Below are 527 nucleotides of genomic sequence, written 5' to 3' on the forward strand. Positions count from 1 at the left end.
CGCGCCCGCATTCGAGCGTATTCCAAAAGGATGTACGCGATTAAATGTGGGCGCGGGCTTGCTCGCGAAGGCGGTCTGTCAGTCAGCGCTTCTCTTGCTTGTGGGGCAACGGCGCAAACAACGCCTCGATATCCTCGTTGCCCAACTGCCAATCGCCTGTCTTGCGTCCGTCCAGCACACCTGCCGCCAGGTCGGATTTTTCCTTCTGCAGGTGTTGGATTTTCTCCTCCACCGTGCCCCGGGCAATCATCTTGTAGACGAACACCGGCTTCTCCTGCCCGATGCGATACGCGCGGTCGGTGGCCTGGTTTTCCGTGGCCGGGTTCCACCATGGGTCGTAGTGAATGACCGTGTCGGCTTCGGTCAGGTTCAAGCCCACACCGCCAGCCTTCAAGCTGATCAGAAAAATCTGTAGCTTGCCGCTCTGGAAATCCTTCACCGGCGTGCGCCGGTCGCGGGTCTGGCCGGTCAGCAGGGCGTAGGCCACGCCGCGCTTTTTCAGTTCGGCCTCGATCAGGCTCAGCATC

Annotated in this window: 1 protein-coding gene; it reads right to left on the reverse strand. The window is 60.5% G+C overall.

Going from position 1 to position 527, the window contains the following annotated elements; genetic code table 11:
• Positions 1–82: 82 nt before the first annotated feature.
• Positions 83–527, reverse strand: a 445-nt coding sequence (locus tag QZ269_RS13495; RefSeq protein ID WP_291427201.1) for a DEAD/DEAH box helicase, incomplete at its 5' end; no start/stop codon positions are given.

It is taken from the genome of Deinococcus sp., assembly GCF_018260405.1.
Classification (GTDB): domain Bacteria; phylum Deinococcota; class Deinococci; order Deinococcales; family Deinococcaceae; genus Deinococcus.